Genomic DNA, 19149 nt, shown 5'->3' with positions numbered 1-19149 from the left:
GGTCCTACCTGATACGGGGGCCGGCCCCATTTAGGAGATAGTCGCAATGCCCAAGCCCACAAAGGGTGCCCGCCTCGGCGGGTCGTCCTCACACCAGCAGGCGATGCTGGCCAACTTGGCCACCTCGTTGTTCGAGCACGGTCGCATCAAGACGACCGATGCGAAGGCGCGGGCATTGCGTCCCTACGCCGAGAAGCTGATCACCCACGCCAGGAAGGGTGAGCTGCACAACCGGCGCGAGGTCCTCAAGAAGATCCGCGACAAGGACGTCGTGCATGTCCTGTTCGCCGAGATCGGCCCGTTCTTCGCCGATCGCGAGGGTGGCTACACCCGCATCATCCGGGTCGAGAACCGTAAGGGCGACAACGCCCCCATGGCGGTCATCGAGCTGGTGCGGGAGAAGACCGTGACCTCCGAGGCGGACCGCGCTCGTCGCGCCGCCGCCGCGCAGGCCAAGGCCGAAGAAGCGCCCAAGGCTGAAGAGGCCGCCGCTGAAGAGGCTCCGGCCGAAGAGGCTGCTGCTGAAGAGGCTGCTGCTGAAGAGGCTCCGGCCGAGGATGAAGCCAAGTCCTAACCAGGCATTGAACGACATGCCCGCCATCGATTCCGGTGGCGGGCATGTTCGTTTGCGCCTGGACATCGCCTATGACGGCACCGATTTCGCGGGTTGGGCGGCGCAGATCGGTCAGCGGACGGTGGCCGGGGTGATCGAAGAGGCGCTCTCGACCGTGTTCCGCACGGCGGTGGTGACGCGGACCGCGGGCCGTACCGACACCGGGGTGCATGCCACCGGTCAGGTCGCCCACGTCGACATCCCGACCGACGCGCTTCCCCGCGCCTACCCGCGGACCACTCGTGCGGGCGACGCCGAATTCGCTCCGTTGGTGCGGCGGTTGGCACGGTTGTTGCCGACCGATGTACGGATCCGCGACATCGTGCGGGCGCCTGCGGGTTTCGACGCCAGGTTCTCGGCGTTGCGCCGGCATTACACCTACCGGCTGGGCCTGGCCCCCTATGGGGTCGAGCCCGCAGAGACGCGGTTCGTCACACCGTGGCCGAAACCTCTTGATCTCGACGCGATGGCCGCCGCGTCTCGGGAATTGTTGGGGCTCAATGATTTTGCAGCGTTCTGCCGCCCCCGTCCCGGGGCCACCACGATCCGCGACCTGCAGCGGCTGGAGTGGGTCCGTGACGGGAGCTATGTGACGGCGTATGTCACTGCAGATGCCTTCTGCTGGAACATGGTTCGCTCGGTGGTCGGTGCGATGCTGGCGGTGGGGGAAGGTCGGCGGTCGCCCGAGTGGACCGCCGGGCTGTTGGGGGAGACGAGCCGGTCCAGCGATTTCGCCGCAGCGCCGGCGCGCGGGCTGACTCTCGTGCAGGTCGACTACCCGCCTGATGATCAACTGGCCGGCCGCAACACGGTCACCCGGGACGTGCGCACGCTCTGAGTCAGAGCCGGGCGGCGACGAACTTGGCTGCCTGCGCCACCATGCCCGAGCGGATGTAGCCGGGCGCCAGATGGTCCTGCCACCCGGCCCGCCAGGTGTACGGGCTGCTCGGATTGCAGATCGGGTCATCGCTGTGGCACAGGTCGATGGTGCGACTCTGATACGTCGGGTTCAACAAGGTGATCGGGCCCGCCCAGTTTGCGCCGTTGCCGAACAACGCCACCGCCGCGATGTGGCGATCGGTGCCACGCGGCAGCGGACTGTTGAAGGTGAACGCTGAAACCGGCATGGCCAGAACGAGATCGGTGGCGGCGGCGCCCAACGAATAGCCGCCCAGGACCAGCTTGGTTCCCGGGCAGTTGCGGGTCATCCACTGCACGTGCCGGCTCATGTCGTTGGCGCCCACGTCGACCTGGGTATCCGCCGGGTACTTCACCGGATAGAAACTGATATTCGGACCTCGAAGGGCCCGCAGTGTCTTGATGAATGCGGTGCCGACCTGACCGGGACCCGGGGGTTCCATCCGGCCGCGGGCGAACACCACTTCCGCCGGTGGACACACGGCGCCATGGGCGACGCCAATCATGCTGGGAGCTACCGCCATCGGCGTCACGACGGCAGACAGGGTGGTGATGAGCGCGGCGAACATCCGACGGACAATCACGCATTCGATGGTATTGACGGCCACGTCGAGAATAGGTGCCGGTCAGGCAACGATCCGGCGACGAACGTCCGACCTCAGCGGGCGGTCGGCGTCAGTTCAGACGACCCGCCACGAAATCCGCGGCCTGGTTGACCATTCCGCCGTCGATGTAGGCACCGGCCAGGTGATCGGGCCAGTTGTTCTTCCAGGTGTCGGGATCGGCGGGGTTACAGATCGGATCGGCACCGTGGCAGAGCTCGATGGTCCGGTCGGCGTAGACCGGGCTGAAATTGGTGATGGGACCGACCCATGCGGCGCCGTTGCCGAACAGCGAGACCGCGGCGATGTGCCCGTCGGCGCCCGGGGGGAGCGGACTCTTGAAGCCGAAACCGGTGAACGGGACGGCAAGCACGACGTCGGCGACTGCCGCGCCCAGCGAGTACCCGCCGACTACGAGCCGGGTGTCCGGGCAGTTGTTCATCATGGACTGGATGTGCTGGCTCATGTCGTTGGCGCCGATGTCGACCTCGGTGTCCGCCGGGTACCGGACGGCATAGGCGCCGATGTTCTTGTTGACCTTGGAGCGAAGGGCACCCACGAATGCGTTGCCGAGGGTGCCGAGGCCGGCCGGCTCGGTACGCCCGCGGGCGAACACCACTTCGACAGGAGGGCACGGGGCGGCATTGGCCACCGCTGGGGAGCCGGGCAGGACAGCCGATGCGGCGGGCAGGACTACAACGGCTGCCGCAATGATGGCAGCCACACTGAACAAGCGCCGAAGCAGTCGGCTAGCAGGAAGTTCGACCACCTCAGCGATCGTAGCGGACGCGAGTTACAACAGCCCGGCAACGAAGTTTGCGGCGTCATTTGCCGGGCCCTCATAGGCCCGGTGCGCCTGAACGCTGTCGCCGTCGCCGCAGATCGGATCGCCGGGGTTGCACAGGTCGATGGCGCGCGATCCGTACACGGGGCTGGAGGTCAGCGGCAAACCGAGTTTGGCCGACGGGTTGCCGAAGACGGCGACCGCGGCCACGTGCTCGGGGACGTTCGGCGGCAATGGTGCGTTGAAGCCGACGGCCGGGAACGGAACGGCGGCGATCACGTCGATCACTGCCGCACCCTGCGAGTAGCCGCCGAGCACCAGTCGGGTGCCGGGGCAGTTGTCCACCATCCACTGGATGTGGCCGGAGGCGTCGTTGGCACCGCCGGCCGCGGCCAGGAAGTCGAAGGTGGCCGGGTAATTCACCGCGTAGGCGCCGACCGAGCGGCCACCGACCTTGTTGCGCAGCGAGCCGACGAAGGCGTTGCCGATCCGGCCGAGACCCGGCGTGTCATTGGTGCCGCGGGCAAACACCACCTGGATGTCCGGGCAGTCCGCGGCTTTGGCCGTGGGCAGGCCTACGCCGAGCCCGGCGGTGGAGGTGGGCGCCACAACAGGTGCGGCGACGGCCGTGGCAGCGGTGAGCGCTGCCGCCACGAACACGGTGGCACGACGAATGAGAGCAAAGGTCACGCTAAATCCTAACGTCAGGTGCGGACTAGACGATTCCGGCGACGAAGTTGGCGGCCTCATCAGCCATGCCGACGTAATCGCTGTGCGCGAACGGGTTACGGCCGCGCGAGCAGATGGGATCCCCGTCCTTGCAGATGTCGATCGCCTTGCCCCCGAACACCGACGAGGTGATCGGAATGCCGAACTTCGCCGACGGGTTGCCGAATACGGCAACGGCGGCGACCTGAGGCACGAGATCGCCCGCGAGCGGCGGCGCGGACCCGACCTCGCCGACCTTGTTGCCGAGCGGCGGGATTCCGGCCAGCATGTCCACGACCGCGGCGCCCTGCGAGTAGCCACCGAGCACGACCTTGGTGGACGGGCAGGAGGACGCCAGCGTGGCGATGCGGTTGGCGGCGTCGTTGGCACCGTCGGCGGCGGCCAGGAAGTCGTAGCTGGCCGGGTAGTTCACCGCGTAGGTCGCGACCGTGCGGCCGCCGAGTCGAGAGGCCAGCCCGTCGGCGAAGGCCTGGCCTGGCCGGCCCAGTCCGGGCAAGTCATTGGTGCCGCGGGCGAAGATGACCTCGACGTCGGAGCACTGCTCGGCCATGGCGGGTGCGGCGAGCGTCAGCGGTAAAGCGGCGCTGACCAGGGTTGAGGCAATCGCGGCCACCCGGGCCGACTTCCGGAGGAGACTCACGGGGGACATCGTCACACAAAGTGGTTAGCCGCGGCTAATCGTTTGCGGTCTCCGCCGCCTCCCGCAGCGGCAGGTCGGGCCAGGTGGCTCGCTCGATCTGGGTGGCCGTCTCGGGGTCCGACTGCTCGCCGCGATCGCCCTGACGCGCCAGCGCCAGGCCTACGAGTACCACCAGTCCGCCGACCGCCTGGCTCATCGACATGGCCTCGCCGAGCATGATCCAGGCGATCAGCACCGCGAACAACACTTCGGACAATCCGACGAGGGAGGCGAAGCGCGGCTTGAGCCGTGCGATCCCGACGATGCCGAGGGTGTATGCCAGGGCGGTGGGGATCAAACCCAGGGCGATCACCGGCACCAGCCACGTCGTGGCGTGCCCGGCAAGGGTCACGGCGTTGGTGGTGAAGGTCAGGGGCATGACGCCGGCGACGCCGAGGAGGGTCACGGCGGCGGTGCCGACGACGAGGCCGCCCGCGGCCAGGCTGACCGGGCTGAGCCCGTCGCCGTCGGTGCTGGCCTTGCCCGACATCATGAAGTAGCAGGCCGCGCAGATGGCAGCGGCCAGTCCCCAGCTCACGCCGATGAGGTTGATCTGGGCGCCGCTGAACACGTCGAGGACCAGGACGATGCCGGCGATGGCGACTGCCACGCCGCCGAAGGTCATGGCGCTGGGGCGGTGCCGCGTGGTGGCCCAGACCCAGCCGACGACGAGGATCGGCGCGGTGTACTCCAGTAGCAGGGCGACGCCGACCGACAGATGTGCGACGGCGTTGTAGTAGCAGAGTTGCGCGCCGGCGATGGGGATCAGGCCGTAGCCGACGACGGTCTTGGCGTGGTCGAGAACCTCGCGGATCCAGCCGGGGCGGACGACGGTGGCGAACGCGGCCATGATGAGCGCGCCACCGGCGAGCCGGGCGGTGACGGCGGCGGTGGGGCTCCAGCCGGATTCCATCAGGGCTTTGGCGAACGGGCCCGATGAGCCGAACGCCAGCGCGGAGCTGATGGCGAACAAGAGTCCGAGCCGGAAGTGGTTATCGGTGGTCGTGCGGTCGTGCTGGGTTTCGGCAGTCATCGGTACACCTCCCCTGGGGTATGTCATGAGTAAAATGGATTATGGTAATGACGGTAGCGTCGACGCTACGGCGACTGGGGGTCATGAGTCAAATGCTTTTCACCTATGACACGGAGCTCACGCTCCGGGCCGCGATGGTGCTGGTCAACACCGATCGGGTAGAGGGGGAACAGCTCACCGACCAGGCCGCACTGAACGCCTACCTGGACGAGTTCGGTTGGACCGGGCGGCGCGACCGCAACGACGCCGAACTGGCGGCCGTGCGCGGCCTGCGCGGGCGCCTACGGGAGATCTGGGCGGTGGCCGACGACGAGGAGGAGACGGTCCGTCAGGTCAACGCCATGCTGAGCGACACCAAGGCGTCGCCGTGGCTGACCCGGCACGCAGAGATGCCGGAATGGCACCTGCACCTGGCATCGGTCGACGACCCGCTGGCGCAGCGCATGGGCGCCGAGATGGCGATGGCACTGGCCGACCTGATCCGTGGCGGTGAGCTGCGCCGTCTCAAGATCTGCGCGGCGCCGGACTGTACGGCCGTGCTGACCGATCTGTCGCGCAACCGCTCCCGCATCTTCTGCGACACCGGCAACTGCGGTAACCGCCAGCATGTGGCGGCCTATCGACAGCGTCAACGGGCCGACTGAATCGGTGGGCGGGTGACCCTCGTCTGGTCAGTCTTTGTGTTGACTCCCAGTGCTTTCCGCCGCTGACCGCATGCCACTCAACAGGGTGAAGAGGACGACTTCGACGTCCTTGGCGGTCTGGTCCGGATCATTTCCGGCCGCGACGATCAGTACCGAATTGCAGAACAGGCTGAACAAGACGTCCGCGGCGGTCGCGACCGGAACGGGGACAGCTTCGCCTGCCTCAATGGCGTCGGTGAGCACAGCCCGGATCAGGGGCAGTGACATTTCCTCGTCGAGCTCACGGACCCGGTCCCAGCCCAGCACGCCTACGGCTTGCCGGAGCAGCATTCGGGCGTCGTCGTCGACGACATAGCCACGCAGAAAGGCCCGCGTTCCGGCCTCCACGCGCTGCCACGCGGTGGTGTCGGTCGGCATCGAGGCGACAGCGGACTGAAGCACCGTGGCCTGGGCGCCGCGGAAGACCTCGGCGAAGATCTCCTGCTTGTCTCGGAAGTGGTGGTAGACAGCGCCATTGCTCGATTCGGAGGCTCGGGCGATCTCGTCGATCGACGTGGCCTCGAACCCCTTGGTGACGAACAGGCGTCGCGCGGCGTCGAGCACTGCCGTGCGCGTGAGCGCGGCGCTGATATCGCGCCGGCGGGGCTTGACGGAGCTCATAGAGGCGAGCATAGTGTCCGACTATAAATCGGTAACAGAGTGACACTCTGTGAAATGGATCCGATAGCGGGAGAGGATGTGGATTCGATGGGGGATCTCGACGGGCCGGCTGACGTCGACCTGATGCGGCGCGATGTGGAAGAGCTGGTCAGGTTCGATCGTCGAACTGCGGGCGCGGGCGAACGAGCTTCTGCGCGTTACCTCGGTGAGCGGCTGGGTGGGCTCGGTGTGAAAGACATCGCCAACCCGACATTCCGCAGTCAATCATCTTGGGCACCTGCACATCTCGTGCATCTCGCGCTGGGTGCCGGTCTCGCGGCGCTACCGCATCCGGTGGCGCGGTGGTTCGGTGCGACCGTCGCGGGGTCATACGAGCTCGAAGTCTCGGGGCGCTTGCAGTGGGCTCGTCGCCTCCTGCCGGCGCGGCGGGGCGTATCGGTGTGGGCGAGGATTCCCGCCGCAGGTCGCTCGCGACGCACGTTGGTGCTCTGCGCCCATCACGATGCCGCGCACATGGGCGCGGTGTGGCATCCGTACGCGGTCGCGGCGAGCCGTCGGCTGGCCGCGACCACCGGCCATGCGGTGCCCAGCCACGCCATCCCGTTGACCGCACTGGCGGCTGCCGCGATCCCGTCCCGCCGGATCAGGATCGCGGCCGGCGCTGCCTTGGCGCTGAGTGCGACGCTCATGGTGCAGTCGATGCGGAGCCGGACCGCCCCCGGGGCCAACGACAATGCCTCAGGTGTCGCCGCCGTGCTCGAGCTCGCCAGACAATTCGTATCTTCACCTCTCCCGGAAACCACCGTGCTGGTGGTGTTTCCGGGCGGCGAAGAGGCGGGTAACACAGGAATCAAGGACTGGCTGCACCAGTACCGGCGGCAACTGGACCCCGAGCACACCCTGGTGATCAATCTCGACTCGGTTGGCAGCCGTGGGCCGGTGGTCGTGTCTGCGCGAGAGGCGTTGACGAACACACTGTCGGCAGATGCGGTCGAGCGGGCCCATCGCGCCGCCGCCGAACTCGATCTGGACCTCGAGCAGGTCAGCTTCCCCAATGCCACCGACGCCGCGATCATGACCCACACCGGCCTGCCCGCGGTCTCGCTGTTGTCCGTGGAGGACGGGTGGGTCAGTCACCTGCATCGCCCGTCCGACACATTGGACAACGTCGACTGGACCACTGTGAGCGACGCTGTCCGCTTGGCGGGGCAGATCGCCCGCACGTGGGTGCGGGACGCACAGGATGTCGTGGCGGCATGAGAACCTCACCGCGACTGGTCACCGAACAATCCGATCGTGTGCTCACGGTGGCTTTCGACAACCCGCCGCGACACTTCTTCGACGAGCAGATGAGCATCGAATTAGACAATCTCACCAGGGAATTGCGCCGCGACTCGGCAATTCGGGCGGTGGTGTTCACGGGCCGCGATGACACATATCTCACTCATTTCGACGTACCGTCACTGATCCGGGGAGCCGAATCGGTGCCGGTGCGTGTCGGGCATGGCCCGGCCCGGGCCGTCATCGCGGGTGCGCGGGCGGCCGTCGCCAACCGGAGTGTGGATTCCGTGCTGCGTCGTACCGGTCTGCGAAACACCCTGTTCCTGGCCCGGACCTACGGGTCCCTGGAACGGCTTTCCCGGCTGGACCAGGTGGTGATCACCGAGATCAACGGTCTTGCCCTGGGGATGGGAGCGATATTCGCGCTGGCTTGTGACATCCGAATCATGGCCGAGGACACCAAGATCGGGTTGGTCGAGTCAGGAATCGGGCTGCTGGCGGGTGCCAGTGGGACCCAACGCCTCACCCGGATCGTGGGCCCCGCGGCCGCCGTCGAACTGCTTCTCGAAGGGAGCTGGCTAACGGCGGACGATGCTGTTCAAATCGGCATCGTCCACCATGTTTGTCCACGAGAACGACTGCGCGCGTTCACAGTAGCGCTCGCCGACCGCATGGCGGCCAGGTCGCCGGCCGTCACCCGGGAGATCAAACGCGCAGTCTACGACTCGAGCACCCGGCCGACCGCTGCCTCAATGCGGCGGGAAGGCGCGGGCCTGGTCCGGACGCTGACCGATCGGGACACCAAACGTTCGATGGCTGCCTACCGCACTTATCTCGCCACCAACGAGCCGTTGACCGACGAGGTGATCCTGCGTGGCTGGGAGCGCATCGGGAATTCGCGCCAACTTCATCGCTGACCAATCGTCAGACCGATAGGGAGAATCAATGCCTGACAAACTAACGCACGACGTCGCAGTCTTCGGATCCACCGGATACACCGGAAAGCAGATCGTCCGTGAACTTCTCGCTGCCGGCCGCTCTGTGGTGTGCGTGGGTCGCGATCTCGACAAACTGAACAAGCTGGCGGCTGATATCGGGCAGTCGGTTCGGGTGGAGGCCGCGGCCCTCAGCGACCGGTCGCGAATCGAGGAGATCTGCTCGTACGTGCGAACCGTCGTCAACGCGGCCGGGTCGTTTGTCGAAACCTGCGAACCGGTCGCCCACGCCGCGATCGCCACCGGGACCCACTACGTCGATATCAGCGGTGAGCAACGCTCGATCCAATACGTGTTCGACGAGCTGGGCGCTGCGGCAGCGGGCGCTGGTATCGCCCTGATTCCGTCCGCAGCGTTCTACGCGGCGCTCGCCGATGCGTTGGTCACCCTGATGGCGGCTGAAACGGGGCGGATCAACACCGTCGACATCGCGTACCACATCACAGACTGGACGCCGAGCGGTTCCGCCTATGCCAACTTCCTGCGCGGGATGGGGCAACCCATTGTCCAGTTCGACCAGGGGTACGTCGAGGTGAGAACACCCCTGCTCCGAACGGCTGAGTTTCCCGGTCCGGTGGGAACTCAGACGGTGTTCACCTACCCGGCACCGGATGCCATCACCGTACCGCGCCATCTCGACGTCGGATCCGTCCGAACATGGATGTCCGCCGGCACATTCGGCACCCCGGTACCGGACCGTTTCGTCCCGCTGGTGATCCGGGGGATCGGTGCGGCACTGCGGAGTCCATTCGGTTCGCTGGCCGAAACGTTGTTCAGCGCGACGACCCGGTCCACTCACACGCGAATCGACGACGACCCCACGCGGTTCTGGATATCGGTCAGGGCCGAAGGAGAATCGGGCGTACGGATGGCAACCCTGAGCGCCGCCGGCATCTTCGATCTGACGGCTCCCATCGCGGCCTCGATCGTGGGCTCAACTCTCGAGGACACATTCGTCGCCACCGGAGCTGTGAGCCCTGCGCAGATCGTCGAGCCGCGAGCTTTCCTCGACGGTCTTGGCGGGAACGGGCTCACATATGAGTTGATCTGACGCCGCCGAGGGGCGCCGGCATGTGAAGGCCGCAATTACTGCGCGGGGCGTGTCCCGGACCAGGTTAGGGTGATTGCCGGGGGACACATGGCAGGGCGATCAGCCACTCGGCTACAGCTCAACGGGCAACGATTCCTGTTGCGGCGCATGGCGCACGCGTTGGTTCGCGGAGACGCGCGGATGCTCGATGACCCGCTGCGCGCACAGGCGATCGCCTACGGTGCGGGCTGTGCACTGGCCGTCGTCGCGATCGCGGTGTGTGCGGTGCTCGCGCTGATACGCCCCGGTTCGGTGCCGGGCGATGCGCCGATCCTGATGGTGCGCGACACCGGCGCGTTGTTCGTCCGTATCGACGACACCGCCCACCCGGTGCCCAATCTCGCCTCGGCCCGGCTCATCGTCGGTACCCCGGCGGATCCGGTGCTGGTCAACGATGCTGCGATGGCGAAGCTTCGGCGCGGTCCGCTGGTCGGCATCCCGGGCGCACCGGCCCAACTCGGTCAACCACTGAGCCTGGACGAATCGGACTGGGCCATCTGCGACAGCACCGAACCCGCCGAGACGGTACTGCTGGCCGGTCGTTCCGACCGCGGGATGGTGGCGTTGGGTAGCGGTCAGGCGCTGTTGGTGTCAGCGCGCGCGGTGGGAGGGGCGACGTACCTGCTGGCCGACGGGTGGCGGGCGCGGGTGGATCTGCGCGACATCGCCGTGGTTCGGGCGCTGCATCTGGAAGGTGTTTCGGTCCAGCCGGTTTCGCAAGCCTTGTTGGACTCGGTGCCGGAGGCTCCGGCGTTGCAGGCACCGTCGATTGTCGGCCTGGGAAACCCGGGACCGGCCGCGCTGGGCGGCCTTGCGGTGGGCACCGTGGTGCGCGTGGTGCGTGCCGGACCCGCCGAGTTCTATGTGGTGCTGACGGACGGCCTCCAACGCGTCGGCCGGGTGGCGGCCGACGTCATCCGCTTCAGCGTGGCACAGGCGCACGGCGAACCACCCGTGGTTCCGGCCGACGTGGTGGCCGATGTGCCGGTCGCCGACAGCCTCGCCGTCGCCCGGTTCCCCGAGCGGGTTCTGGCGCGGACGCGGGCGGTGGTGTGCGCCCGCTGGGATCCACGACAGCCCGGCTCGGGTACGAATACCACTGTGGCCATGGCTGATTCGCTGCCAGATCGCAGTGTGCTGCTGGCGCAGGCCGATGGCGACGGGCCGAACGTCGACCGGGTGCAGATCCCGGTCGGTCGCAGTGTGCTGCTACAGGCCGGAGGTGTGACACCGGACGGTATCGACGGCGGGCCGCTGTATCTGTTGAACGATCTCGGCGTGCTGTTCGGCGTCCGCGACGGGGCGACCGCCGAAACACTCGGTCTGGCAACCGACGCGGTTCCTGCGCCGTGGCCGATGCTGGCCATGCTGCCCCGCGGTCCCGAACTGAACCGCGAAGCGGCCTCAGTGGTGCGGGACACGCTGCCCGGTGTCGGGGCAGCGCCGGCGTAACCGCATGGCCGCCAGTGCCAGTGCGGTCAAGACCGTTACGCCGATACACGCGGCGGCACCGCCGAAGGCGATGCGTCGGGCCTGCGGATCGATCGCCACCGGCGCGGTCGGCGTCACCGAGGCCGGCGCGGTCGGCGCGGACGTGGATGGTGGTGTGCCGCTGCTGACGGCGGCCAGGGCGTCGACGACGCCGTGCCCGACCAACGGATTCCAGCCGTCGGCGGGGGTGCGGGCGGTGTCCTCGATGCGGCGCATCACCTCGCGCGCGCTCAGTTGCGGGAACCGGGCCCGCACCAGTGCGGCAACCCCGGCCACCACGGGCGCGGCATAGTTGGTTCCAGAAATCGGGGCTTCTCGACCGATCGTGTCGATCAAGCGCTCGCCGTCGGGGTGCAGCGACACGAGATTCTCGCCGGGCGCGGCCACGTCGACCCATGGGCCGGCCAGGCTGAAAGCCGATGCCGTGCCGCCGGATCCGACCGAACCCACGCACAACACCAGGTCGTCGTACCACCCCGGGCTGGATACCGAATGCACGTTGTCCCAGTCGCGCCCGGCGGGCTCATTCTGCTGCGTGCAGCCCGCGCCGACGTTGCCGGCCGCGGCCACCACCACGACGTTGCGGACGTCGACGGCGTAGCTCAGCGCGGCGCCCAGAGCACGGTCATCGGGTGCATCGGTGGCTGATACGCAGGCCGGAGAGGAGATGTTGATGACGGTTGCACCGAGGTCGGCAGCGGTGCGCACAGCCATGGCAAGGGTGTTGACGTCACCGACACCGGTCGAGCCGCCGTCGGCGGCGAACTTGTTGCTGGACTGCCGGATAGCCAGGATGACGGCATCGGGTGCCACCCCACTGAAGCCGGCACTCGGCGCGGCACCGGCAATTCCGGCAACGATCGTGCCGTGGCCGTCGCAATCGGCGGTGCCGTCGCCGCGTGACACATAGTCGCCGCCGCCGATCAGGTGCGGCAACAGTCGGTGCCGCGCGACACCGGTGTCGATCACCGCGATCTTCTGGCCCCCGCCGCGGGTGAGCGGCCAGACCGCCTCCAGGCCCAGCGGGTTGCCCGGCACGGTGGTGGTGTCGGCCGGGGATTGATAGCAGGGTTGGCGCTGCTGGGTTCGCTCGACGGGCCCCGGCGGCGCCGGCCGGGGGACCAAGGTCGCATCGACGGCCGGCGGTACGACCGCCGCGGCCGGCGCGATGGGTAGCAGCGGAAACCCGACGATCAGCGCCGCGGCCAACCTGCCCGACCGGTTCACCCGTGACCGGTTCACTTCAGTGCCAGGTCGCGAACGACGTCGAAGCCGCCGGCGAGCCAACAGGCCAGCGGCACCACCGCGGCCAGTGCCCCGTACTCGACGGCATCGGCCACGCGGGCTGCCATGGGACTTTGGATCGCGATCGGCCAGACCAGGGCTATCCCGGTGCCGACCGCGAGTAGTGCCGTCCAATTGCCATGAGTGGGAAGCCAGGCCACCACAAGACTGAAAGCCGCGGTGAGCGAGAGGAATCCGGAGGTGCTTGCCGCGGCGCGGCAGCTGCCCGACGCATAGGTGCGTGAGCGCAGCAGCAGCGCCGCGCCGACGGCCGCGACGAACGCGACCTCGACGGCGGTGATCCGCTTCGGACCCGCGAAGACGAGGATTACGGTTCCGAGTGCTGCCGCGGCCGAGCAACCGGCGACCAGGCTCACCAGGTGTCGATGCCCGATACGGGCACGCGCGTCGGGGTCGAAAGCGGAGTCGTCCGAGTCTTCCTCGGCACCGGGATATTCGGGCACCGGCGGCGTCAGACCGGCCAGGGCAATGGACAGCCGTGGGGCCAGCGGTAGCAGGCCCACCCCGAGCACGCTCACCAACGAACCCAATACGGGTGTGGCCACGGGCCACAACACAGCGAAGCCGGTCGCCGCGGCGACCACCCCGGCGACCGTCACGACCGCGAGCAGAATCCCTGTGCCGCAGCCGGATACCCGCATCAGTACCGCACCCAGCGAGCCGACAGCCGTCGCGGCCAGAAAGAAGTTCGCGGGCGCGGGTCCGGCCGGAACGACGAGGAAACCGAGGACCGCCACCTGCACCAGGGCGGCGACGTTGAGCGTCGCCACCGTGGCCGAACTCAGACCGAGGCGTGGCGCGGCCACGGCCACGGCGGTGACAGCCGCCGCTACCCCCGCGGCGGCGGCGATGCGGTCCAGTCCCTGACCGGTGAGCCCGGCCCACGTCAACGCCACGGCACCCAGCGCGCACGCCCACAGGCAGGCGGCCACTCGCAGTCCCGCGGACAGGACGTCGTCGGCGGAGCCGCCGGTCAGTGCGGCGGTCGGCGACCGATCCGGCGTGGGAGTTTCGCAGGTCGCGGCAAGAACCAGCAGGTCGCCATCGTGAACATCATTCTGCGCCAGGGTTTCTGACGCCTCCAGACTGCGTCCATCCAGGTATGTCAGGCGCCAGCATCGCGGTGTACCGTCGCCGGCGCCGAGCGCATCGACGATCCACGGCAGCAGTTCGCCTACGGTCATCGCGGCGGGCAAGGACAGGTCGACCGTTGCGCCGTGCCCCGCCTCGCCCGGCGCGCCACCGTGAATCGACACGTGGCGCAACAAATCCGGCATCGCATCACCCCCCGGTTGACGCCGATATCTGCCACGCTAACCGACTCGACAGGCCCGCCTGCGCACCAATTTTTCCGTGTGCACCGGGAACCTGACGAGGCCCGCGCGCGTCCAAATACCGATGGAACCAATCCGCGAACCGGAGTCGCCGACTACCGAGGTGGTGATCGACGCACCGCCTGCGCTGCCGCGCCACAACCTGGTCAGCCCGCTGACCAGGTTGTTGCCGCTGCTGGTCGTGGTGGCGATGGGCGGCATGGTCGCGGTGTACGTCACCTCCGGCGCAGCGGCCACCCGTGGTCCAGCCGCCATGATGTTCCCGGTCATGATGGCCATGTCGGCGATCGGCACGGCCGCGTACAGCCTGAAGAGCGGGGGTCGCGCTCAGCAGCTCCACCGCGACCGCGGTGAGTACCTGCGTTACCTGGACGGGATCGACACCGCGGCCGGTGAATCCGCCCGCGCCCAATGGCTGGACCTGCACGCCGCGCATCCGGAGCCGGGGTGCTTGTGGACGCTGGCCGGTGGCGAACAGATGTGGCGACGCAGCCCCGGTGCCCCGGGGTTCTGTGAGGTGCGGATCGGCGTGAGGGAGAGGCGACCGTCGACCAGGTTGATCGCCGGTGGCACCGACTCCGGGCGGGAAGCCGATCCGGTGACGGCATCGGCTCTGGCGCAACTGATCCGGCGTCGGTCGACGGTGGCAGGCGTCCCGGTGACGATGAACTTGCGGGGCCTCGGGCACGTGACGGTGGGCGGGCCGGTCGACGCGGCACGCGCCCTGCTGCGCGCAGTCATCTGCCAGCTGGCCGTGACGCACAGTCCGCGATACGTCCGCGTCGCCGCAGTCGTCGACGTATCGACGGCAGGTGACTGGGAATGGTTGAAATGGCTTGGTCACCACTGGTATCCCGACAGCCACGGCGGACCGGTTGCGCTGCGGCTTCGCACACTGGCCGAGCTGCCCGCCACGGAACCGCCTACTCATACCATCGTCATCGTCGATTCCGCCACGGCCGGCCCGGTAGGGCCGCTCCCCGGGGCGGGTGTCACCGTGTTGGCCGTCGCGGCTCATTCCGGGATCGCCACCGCAGACCTGCATCTGGAGCTCGCCACCGACGTGGTGCGATTCGGTGCCGGCGCGGCGCGGCCCGACCGGATGAACCATGAGCAGGCCGTCACGTGTGCCCGGTGGCTGGCGCGATGGCGTTGCGCGCCCGTGTCCGAAGCCTCCGGCTGGCCAGACCTGATCGGTATCGACGACCCGGCCCTCTTCGATCCGCCGAGCGTGTGGACGACATCGGATCCCAAGCGGTTCCTCCGGGTTCCCGTCGGTCGGTGTGCCGACGGCACCCCGCTGCACCTTGACCTCAAGGAGGCGGCGCACGACGGCATGGGCCCGCACGGGCTGTGTGTCGGTGCCACCGGCTCGGGAAAGTCGGAGTTTCTGCGCACGCTGGTTCTGGGGCTGATAACCACACATCCGCCCGAGGCGCTCAATCTTGTCCTCGTCGATTTCAAGGGCGGCGCAACATTTCTCGGCCTGCACGGAGCACGTCATGTCAGCGCGTTGATCACCAACCTGGATGAGGAGGCGCAGCTCGTGGCCCGGATGGCCGATGCGCTGTCGGGGGAGATGACCCGCCGTCAGGGACTGCTTCGGGCAGCCGGGAACCTGGCCAACATCGCGGAGTACCGGCGCCGCACCGATCTACCTGCCCTACCCGCCCTGCTGATCGTGGTGGACGAGTTCTCCGAACTGCTCCAGCAGCACCCGGATTTCGCAGAGTTGTTCGTGGCGATCGGCCGCCTCGGGCGATCGCTGGGCATACATCTGCTGCTGGCCAGCCAGCGGCTCGACGAAGGCCGGCTACGCGGACTGGAGAGCCACCTCTCGTACCGGGTATGCCTGAAGACATTCTCGCCCAACGAGTCCCGATCGGTGCTCGGAATCGCCGATGCGTACGAGCTACCGACCACACCGGGTGCGGCCTACCTGAAGACACCATCCGGCGACATCGTCCGGTTTCAGACCGCGTTCGTCTCGGCGACCGGCACGTTGCCCGAACAGGTGCCCGCGGTGCCGCAGGAGACACCGGGGCCCCGGCGTTTCGCAACGTCCTGGATGCCGGCCGACCACCGGCCGTCCGCATCCGCGACGACGACCGTGTTGCAGCAGGTCGTCGATCGGCTGGCCGGGTACGGTACACCGGCACACCAGGTATGGCTGCCTCCGCTGCCGTCTGCCATCCCGCTCAGTGACGTCCTGTTGTCGGATCCCGGTCCACTCGACGTCGCGATCGGGCTGATCGACCGCCCCTTCGAGCAGCGCCGGGACCGACTGATGCTGTCATTGGGCGGGGCGCAGGGCAACGTGGCGATCGTCGGTGGTCCCCAATCCGGAAAATCCACGGCAGCCAAGACTTTGGCGGTGGCGCTGGCCGCCACCCACCATCCCCGGGACGTGGCGATCTACTGCCTGGACTTCGGTGGCGGAACGTTGAGCGCACTGCGGGCCCTGCCACACGTCGGCGCGGTCGCCGGACGTACCGATACCGATCTCGTCCGGCGCACCGTCGCCGAGATGCAGGCCCTGGTCAACGTCCGTGAGGCACGATTCGTCGCTCTCGGCATCGGTTCCATGGCCGAATACCGGACGCGTCGTGCCGCCGGGGTGATCGACGATCCGTGGGGCGACGTATTCGTGATCATCGACGGCTGGTCGACCTTCCGCACCGAGTTCGATGCGCTGGAGCCACAGATCACCGCGCTTGCAGTGCAGGGGCTTTCACTCGGCATTCATGTGGTGGCGACCGCGTCGCGGTGGGGGGAGTTCCGTCCCGCGTTCAAGGACCAGCTGGGAACCCGCATCGAGTTGCGGCTCGGTGATCCGGCCGAATCCGAGATGGACCGCAAACGCGCCCGTCAGTTGGACCGGTGCGCACCCGGGCGTGGACTCACCCACGACGCGCGTGAGTTGTTGGTCGCGTTGCCCCGCCTCGATGGGACACCGTCGGACTCCGGAATCGGTGCGGCGCTGGCACGGATCGCCGATACCCTGAAGACCCAGTACGGTGCGGCTCGCGCGCCGGCTGTCCGGCTGTTGCCGGCGCGGGTGAGCGAGCACCAACTGCGCCGGGTGTCCCGCGGCAGACCCGCCACCGAGGTGCTGCTGGGGCTCGGGGAACACGAACTCAAGCCCGTGTTGGTCGATTTCGATGCGCAGTCCGATCTGGTGATCTTCGGTGACACCGGATGCGGCAAGTCGACCGCGCTGCGCGCCCTGTGCGGCGACCTGGTGGCGGGCAACGACCCGGAGGGCGTGCAACTGCTCATCGTGGATTTCCGTCGCGCGCTGCTGGGCGCGGTGGAATCGGAGCATCTGGCGGGATATGCGGCGTCGGTCGTGGCGTTGGATGCGGCGCTTCCGAGAGTGCTTGAGACCCTGACGAACCGGATGCCGGGACCCGAGGTCACCCAGCGAGCGCTTCGCGACCGGTCGTGGTGGACCGGTCCCGAACTCTATGTCGTGGTCGACGACTACGACCTGGTGGCCGGAGGTGGGTCGAATCCGCTGTCACCGCTGTTGAACTACCTGCCGCACGCCCGCGACATCGGACTGCACCTGCTGCTGGCCCGCCGGTCGGGCGGTGCGGCGCGGGCGATGTTCGATCCGCTGCTGACTACGGTCAAGGACCTCGGCTGTATGGGCCTGACGATGAGCGCTGGCCCCGACGACGGCGTGCTGCTGGGATCGGTACGGCCGGTTCGGCTTCCCCCCGGGCGCGGCACGCTGATCACCCGTACGGCGCCCGATCAGCTGGTTCAGGTCGTCCTGCCCGGAGGGGACGAGGCGCGGTGATGTCGCCCGTCGTCGAGGTCGGGCCGGTGACCGTGCGCGGACCCGGCCCGGTGTCGGCGGATCTTGCGGCAGTCTCGGTCGCGAGTATCGACGACGACATCGCCCTGGTCGACGACGAACCCGTTGCGGTGTCGGATCTGTGGGCGGAGGTTCTCGGCGCGGCCGGTGCGGGGGCACGGGCGGTCACCCTGGTGTGCCCGACCTGGTGGTCCGCTGACCGTTGTGACCGCGTGCGGGCGGCCGTGATGGATTCCGACGTTGTGGTGATGCGGCGGGTTGAGGCCCTGCGCGATTCCCCGCCCGGTGCGTTTTCGGTGGTCGTCGAGATTGCCGACGAGGTCGTCATGGTGTCGGGCGTGGACACCGGTGGCGTCGCACTGGCCCGTCACGTCGAGCACGATCTGAATCCGGATGCAGTGGTACGTGCAGTGATAGCGCTCGCCGGTACGTCGGCAGAGGTGGTCGTCGATGCTCCGGCAGAGGTGGCCGGAGCTGTGACGCTGGGCAACGCGGTGGCGGCCGCGCTCCGCCGTCGTGGCGTGGTGGTGAATGTGGCCGATACCCGGTTCTGGCGCGACACCCAGGTCGGCCCGGACACCCCGGCCGAGGAGCAGATCGGCAGCCGGATGCGGACTGGCAAGGGTGCGATATGCGCCACTGCGGCTTTGGCGTTGATGTTGGGTGGGATCGTCGTCGCGGCCCGGGGCGGACCTGCGGACCATCCGTCGATGACGGTGCTCGTCGAGGGCCGGGTAGGTATGCAGATTCCGGCTGACTGGAACGTGCGGCGGGTCACTGACGGCCCGGGATCGGCTCGGGTCCAGGTGGTTCGCCGGACGACCCGCAGGTGATGATTCACCTGACCCAGTCCGGTGTCGGTGACGGTACGGTAGCCGACACTGTGGGGCGCGCACTCAAGGAGCAACCTGCGGACGTGTTCGTCGACTTCGATCCGTCTGCGGTCGTCGCCGGTCGGTCGGTGGTCAGCTACCGGGAGGTCCGGACCGGGCGGGAGATCCGTTGGGCGGTATTCGTTGACGGTGCTGTGCGAATCGCGGTCGGGTGCCAGAGCACACCGGGACGTGAGGAGGTCGTGCGTCCGGCCTGCGCGGCGGCCGCCGGGTCCGCGCATGCGGTGTTCTGAAATTGGATGGAACCAAATCGGGCCGGGCTGCGTCGAATTGTT

At 68.1% G+C, this 19149-nt stretch carries 18 protein-coding genes; 10 read left to right on the top strand and 8 right to left on the bottom strand.

The annotated features are described in order from the left end of the window. Window positions 1–46: 46 nt before the first annotated feature. The gene (gene rplQ / locus JOF57_RS19010) at window positions 47–574 is read left to right on the top strand and encodes a 50S ribosomal protein L17 (RefSeq protein ID WP_209918994.1); all 528 of its coding nucleotides are present in this window, start codon (window positions 47–49) and stop codon (window positions 572–574) included. A gap of 16 nt (window positions 575–590) precedes the next feature. Further along, window positions 591–1451 carry a tRNA pseudouridine(38-40) synthase TruA gene (truA, locus tag JOF57_RS19005; RefSeq protein WP_209918992.1) on the top strand — a complete coding sequence of 287 codons (861 nt, stop codon included), beginning with the start codon at window positions 591–593 and terminating at the stop codon, window positions 1449–1451. Between the two features lies 1 nt (window position 1452). Here the strand turns inward: truA and JOF57_RS19000 are convergent, their stop codons facing one another. The 5 genes from JOF57_RS19000 to JOF57_RS18980 form a co-directional block, all read right to left on the bottom strand. Beyond that, window positions 1453–2100: a cutinase family protein gene (locus tag JOF57_RS19000; protein WP_209923497.1), complete on the bottom strand. Its 648-nt coding sequence runs from the start codon at window positions 2098–2100 to the stop codon at window positions 1453–1455. Window positions 2101–2206: 106 nt separating this feature from the next. After that, window positions 2207–2902 (bottom strand): cutinase family protein, encoded by a 696-nt coding sequence (locus JOF57_RS18995; RefSeq protein ID WP_209918989.1) that lies wholly within the window; start codon window positions 2900–2902, stop codon window positions 2207–2209. Between the two features lie 24 nt (window positions 2903–2926). Beyond that, window positions 2927–3607, bottom strand: coding sequence for a cutinase family protein (locus JOF57_RS18990; protein ID WP_209918987.1), 681 nt, complete (start codon window positions 3605–3607; stop codon window positions 2927–2929). Between the two features lie 25 nt (window positions 3608–3632). Then, window positions 3633–4295: a cutinase family protein gene (locus tag JOF57_RS18985; protein WP_209918985.1), complete on the bottom strand. Its 663-nt coding sequence runs from the start codon at window positions 4293–4295 to the stop codon at window positions 3633–3635. Window positions 4296–4320: 25 nt separating this feature from the next. Next, window positions 4321–5358: an EamA family transporter gene (locus JOF57_RS18980; RefSeq protein ID WP_209918982.1), complete on the bottom strand. Its 1038-nt coding sequence runs from the start codon at window positions 5356–5358 to the stop codon at window positions 4321–4323. Window positions 5359–5450: 92 nt separating this feature from the next. On the opposite strand from JOF57_RS18980, the gene JOF57_RS18975 reads away from it, so the two are divergent. Continuing rightward, window positions 5451–6002 (top strand): CGNR zinc finger domain-containing protein, encoded by a 552-nt coding sequence (locus JOF57_RS18975; protein ID WP_209923496.1) that lies wholly within the window; start codon window positions 5451–5453, stop codon window positions 6000–6002. Window positions 6003–6029: 27 nt separating this feature from the next. Here the strand turns inward: JOF57_RS18975 and JOF57_RS18970 are convergent, their stop codons facing one another. Further along, window positions 6030–6662, bottom strand: a complete 633-nt coding sequence (locus JOF57_RS18970) for a TetR/AcrR family transcriptional regulator (protein ID WP_209918980.1) — start codon at window positions 6660–6662, stop codon at window positions 6030–6032. Between the two features lie 54 nt (window positions 6663–6716). Here JOF57_RS18970 and JOF57_RS18965 point away from each other — a divergent pair, with 54 nt between their 5' ends. The 4 genes from JOF57_RS18965 to eccB all read left to right on the top strand — a co-directional run bounded on the left by JOF57_RS18965 (window position 6717) and on the right by eccB (window position 11480). After that, a complete protein-coding gene (locus JOF57_RS18965) occupies window positions 6717–7922 on the top strand; it encodes a M28 family metallopeptidase (protein ID WP_209918978.1) in 1206 nt (401 codons plus the stop codon). Further along, window positions 7919–8860 (top strand): enoyl-CoA hydratase/isomerase family protein, encoded by a 942-nt coding sequence (locus JOF57_RS18960; protein WP_209918976.1) that lies wholly within the window; start codon window positions 7919–7921, stop codon window positions 8858–8860. The genes JOF57_RS18965 and JOF57_RS18960 overlap by 4 nt, the downstream gene beginning before the upstream one ends. A 28-nt stretch (window positions 8861–8888) precedes the next feature. Then, entirely contained in the window at window positions 8889–9989 is a 1101-nt protein-coding gene (locus JOF57_RS18955) for a saccharopine dehydrogenase NADP-binding domain-containing protein (protein WP_209918973.1), read from the top strand. 87 nt (window positions 9990–10076) lie between these two features. Continuing rightward, window positions 10077–11480: a type VII secretion protein EccB gene (eccB, locus tag JOF57_RS18950; protein WP_209918970.1), complete on the top strand. Its 1404-nt coding sequence runs from the start codon at window positions 10077–10079 to the stop codon at window positions 11478–11480. On the opposite strand, the gene mycP is transcribed toward eccB, so the two are convergent. Both mycP and eccD read right to left on the bottom strand, forming a co-directional pair. Continuing rightward, window positions 11433–12746, bottom strand: coding sequence for a type VII secretion-associated serine protease mycosin (gene mycP / locus JOF57_RS18945; protein WP_209918968.1), 1314 nt, complete (start codon window positions 12744–12746; stop codon window positions 11433–11435). The two genes, eccB and mycP, sit on opposite strands and share 48 nt — an antisense overlap. 11 nt (window positions 12747–12757) lie before the next feature. Continuing rightward, complete coding sequence (gene eccD / locus JOF57_RS18940) at window positions 12758–14101, bottom strand: type VII secretion integral membrane protein EccD (protein WP_209918967.1); 1344 nt, start codon at window positions 14099–14101, stop codon at window positions 12758–12760. A 121-nt stretch (window positions 14102–14222) separates the two neighbouring features. On the opposite strand from eccD, the gene eccCb reads away from it, so the two are divergent. The 3 genes from eccCb to JOF57_RS30995 are packed head-to-tail and all read left to right on the top strand — an operon-like array spanning window position 14223 to window position 19107. Then, the gene (gene eccCb, locus JOF57_RS18935; RefSeq protein WP_209918965.1) at window positions 14223–17963 is read left to right on the top strand and encodes a type VII secretion protein EccCb; all 3741 of its coding nucleotides are present in this window, start codon (window positions 14223–14225) and stop codon (window positions 17961–17963) included. Beyond that, a complete protein-coding gene (locus tag JOF57_RS18930) occupies window positions 17960–18814 on the top strand; it encodes a hypothetical protein (protein WP_234938176.1) in 855 nt (284 codons plus the stop codon). Before eccCb ends, JOF57_RS18930 begins: the two co-directional genes overlap by 4 nt. Beyond that, window positions 18814–19107 carry a type VII secretion-associated protein gene (locus JOF57_RS30995; protein ID WP_234938670.1) on the top strand — a complete coding sequence of 98 codons (294 nt, stop codon included), beginning with the start codon at window positions 18814–18816 and terminating at the stop codon, window positions 19105–19107. The genes JOF57_RS18930 and JOF57_RS30995 overlap by 1 nt, the downstream gene beginning before the upstream one ends. Window positions 19108–19149 lie beyond the last annotated feature (42 nt).

This window comes from Mycolicibacterium lutetiense (genome assembly GCF_017876775.1).
In the GTDB taxonomy this organism is placed as follows: domain Bacteria; phylum Actinomycetota; class Actinomycetes; order Mycobacteriales; family Mycobacteriaceae; genus Mycobacterium; species Mycobacterium lutetiense.
Note: the sequence above shows the minus strand (reverse complement) of the source record. Positions and strands in the feature narration are given on the sequence as shown.

Bases quoted from the DNA above. Each gene is read 5' to 3' on its own strand.
- truA (WP_209918992.1), top strand. From the start codon at position 591: ATGCCCGCCATCGATTCCGGTGGCGGGCATGTTCGTTTGCGCCTGGAC.
- JOF57_RS18980 (WP_209918982.1), bottom strand. From the start codon at position 5,358: ATGACTGCCGAAACCCAGCACGACCGCACGACCACCGATAACCACTTC.
- JOF57_RS18960 (WP_209918976.1), top strand. From the start codon at position 7,919: ATGAGAACCTCACCGCGACTGGTCACCGAACAATCCGATCGTGTGCTC.
- eccB (WP_209918970.1), top strand. From the start codon at position 10,077: ATGGCAGGGCGATCAGCCACTCGGCTACAGCTCAACGGGCAACGATTC.
- JOF57_RS18955 (WP_209918973.1), top strand. From the start codon at position 8,889: ATGCCTGACAAACTAACGCACGACGTCGCAGTCTTCGGATCCACCGGA.
- eccCb (WP_209918965.1), top strand. From the start codon at position 14,223: ATGGAACCAATCCGCGAACCGGAGTCGCCGACTACCGAGGTGGTGATC.
- JOF57_RS18970 (WP_209918980.1), bottom strand. From the start codon at position 6,662: ATGAGCTCCGTCAAGCCCCGCCGGCGCGATATCAGCGCCGCGCTCACG.
- JOF57_RS19000 (WP_209923497.1), bottom strand. From the start codon at position 2,100: ATGTTCGCCGCGCTCATCACCACCCTGTCTGCCGTCGTGACGCCGATG.
- eccD (WP_209918967.1), bottom strand. From the start codon at position 14,101: ATGCCGGATTTGTTGCGCCACGTGTCGATTCACGGTGGCGCGCCGGGC.
- JOF57_RS18985 (WP_209918985.1), bottom strand. From the start codon at position 4,295: ATGTCCCCCGTGAGTCTCCTCCGGAAGTCGGCCCGGGTGGCCGCGATT.
- rplQ (WP_209918994.1), top strand. From the start codon at position 47: ATGCCCAAGCCCACAAAGGGTGCCCGCCTCGGCGGGTCGTCCTCACAC.
- JOF57_RS18975 (WP_209923496.1), top strand. From the start codon at position 5,451: ATGCTTTTCACCTATGACACGGAGCTCACGCTCCGGGCCGCGATGGTG.
- JOF57_RS30995 (WP_234938670.1), top strand. From the start codon at position 18,814: ATGATTCACCTGACCCAGTCCGGTGTCGGTGACGGTACGGTAGCCGAC.
- JOF57_RS18965 (WP_209918978.1), top strand. From the start codon at position 6,717: ATGGATCCGATAGCGGGAGAGGATGTGGATTCGATGGGGGATCTCGAC.